This window comes from Curtobacterium sp. UCD-KPL2560 (assembly GCF_001705035.1).
GTDB lineage: Bacteria > Actinomycetota > Actinomycetes > Actinomycetales > Microbacteriaceae > Curtobacterium.
On sequence record NZ_MCIG01000152.1, the window covers coordinates 1 to 1,152 of the forward strand.

General features: G+C 74.9%; 1 protein-coding gene. It reads right to left on the reverse strand.

Annotated features, from left to right (window positions below):
* Positions 1 to 117: 117 nt before the first annotated feature.
* Positions 118 to 1,152, reverse strand: a 1,035-nt coding sequence (locus tag BEP24_RS16260; RefSeq protein WP_141693510.1) for a PASTA domain-containing protein, incomplete at its 5' end; no start/stop codon positions are given.

Sequence of the window (1,152 nt, forward strand, 5' to 3'; positions counted from 1 at the left end):
CGCACCCGCGCCGCACGGCGGCGCACCCGCGCCGCACGGCGGCGCACCCGCGCCGCACGGCGGCGCACCCCGCGCCACACTGCGGCGCCCGACGCCGCGCCCCGCGCGAGCCGGTGGCTAGAGGTCGTAGCGGAGCGTGATGGTGTCGCCGCGGTGCACGGTCGTGCCCTGCACCGGGTCGGTGGAGGACACCGGCAGGACCGACTTCCAGTCGCCGATGCGGCAGAGCAGGTTGGTGCACTCCGGGACCGAGACCTCGAGCCCGAGGTTCTCGAGCGTGGCGGTGGCCTCGTCGATCGTCTTGCCGGCGACGTTCGGCAGCGTGATCGGGGTCGGACCGCGCGAGACGACGACGTTCACCGCGCTGCCCTGCACGACGGGGGAGCCCTCGGCCTCGGCGGAGATCACCTGCCCCTTCGGCACCGAGTCGTCGTACCGTTGGGTCTGCTCGCCGAGGGTCAGTCCCACGCTCTCGAGCGTCGTCGACGCGTCGGCGACGGTCTTGCCCCGGACGTCCGGCACCGGGCCGAGCGAGACCGTGAGGGTCACCGGGCCGCGCTCCCCGTACTCGGGCACCTGGGCGAGGTCGACGGTCTGGCCGTCGGTCCCCACCCCGGTGGCGGCGATGACGGTGTCCTTCGGCGCGTCGGCCGAGAACTCGTAGCGGTCGTCCTGCAGCTGGAAGTCGTCGTCGAGCGCCGCGGTCACGGTGGACACGGGTTGGCCGACGATCGCCGGCAGGGTGATCATCCGCGGGCCGTCCGAGACGACGATCTGCACCGAGGTGCCCTTGCGGACCTCGCGTGCTGCTGCGGGCTTCGTCGTCGAGACCTGGCCGCGCGTGACGACCGCGTCGAACCGGCTCGCGGTGGCCGCTGCGGTGCGGAGGCCCTGCGCCTCGAGCAGCTGCCGAGCCTGGGAGACGGACTTGCCCGCGACCTCGGGGATGCGGACGTTGCCCCACGGGCCGGGGCCGAACGCCCAGCCGACGACGCCGGCCAGGACCGCGAGGACGACGACGATCGTGAGGACGATCCACCCGCGGCGTCGACGCTTGGCGGACTTGTCGGCGAGGCGCTGTCCCGCGGGGGAGAGCGCGCCGGGCTGGGAGCCGGTGCGGCGGGGGCCGGGAGCACCGCGACGGACCGGGGC